Raw genomic sequence first — 639 nt, forward strand, 5'->3', positions numbered from 1 at the left:
ATGTCTGCTCACATTCGCTATGCCTATCTGAAGGGCCATACGTGGCTGTTCAGACGTAACTATCCCGTTGACGTTGCTCTCGCGCTGGGCGCTCAGGCGCTGAAGCAGAGCCTCAAGACCAGTGACCGTAACACCGCCCGCGTTCGAGCCGCTGAAGTCAATGCCCGGTTCGAGACTCTAGTGGAACAGGTTCGGTCACAAGCAGAGGAGACTCTGTCTGCCCTGGAGAGCACTGCTGACGTTCCTGATTGGGTTGACCAGCCAGAGACTTCTCTCGCCCGTCTCCGGGCCACTCTGGAGGACTCTGGATGCAATCTGGAGCGGTCGGCGTTCATAAGGCCATCAGAGCCCGTAAAGGTGCCGGTTCGTGACTTGAGCCGAGCCTATCTGAACAAGCGGAGTAATGAACTTCGACCCAGCGGGTTCAAATCGGTCCGATACTCTGTCGGGCTATTCTCCAGCCAATTTGGTGACCAGCCGGTTTGCAGTCTGACGAGGGCTGACGGACGCGACTTTCTGAGCGCCATAGCCCAACTGTCTCCGATGATTGGCAAGTCGGAACGGACCCGAGGGCTGACCCTGGACCAGTTAGTCGAGTTCTCGTCTCGTGGGTCGGTGACCATAACGGCCAGAACCCAG

At 58.1% G+C, this 639-nt stretch carries 1 protein-coding gene; it reads left to right on the forward strand.

What is annotated here, in order from left to right; translation table 11 throughout:
- Window positions 1–639 (forward strand): DUF6538 domain-containing protein (locus ACR0LH_RS21645; RefSeq protein ID WP_480722429.1); only part of this gene is annotated, 639 nt, incomplete at both ends.

The sequence above is a fragment of the Ruegeria sp. CL6 genome (genome assembly GCF_056536465.1).